Consider the following 312-nt stretch of genomic DNA (forward strand, 5'->3'; position numbering starts at 1 on the left):
TGTGTTTGTGCGATGCAATATAAGCATTGCGAGAACGTTTGGGCCAGACTGAGCAGTTTTCGATTTCTGTCTTTGACCTTTGTGTCGACTGGCCCGTGTTGGGTGTAACGCCCGGTTCCTTCGTCGGGGGACGATGACATGGCGGAAAAGAAACGTGCGATCGCTTTGGCTGGTGGTGGACCAGCAGTTGGTTTGAGCATCGGCGCCTTAAAAAGGGTGCGCTTGAACCCCGATCTCAACGAGGTGTGGGGCAGCCGTATCCTCGACATCAAACAGATCCGCCAACCCGAAAATCTTTATGACGCGCTGAAC

It is taken from the genome of Thalassospira sp. UBA1131 (assembly GCF_002311515.1).
In the GTDB taxonomy this organism is placed as follows: Bacteria; Pseudomonadota; Alphaproteobacteria; order Rhodospirillales; family Thalassospiraceae; genus Thalassospira.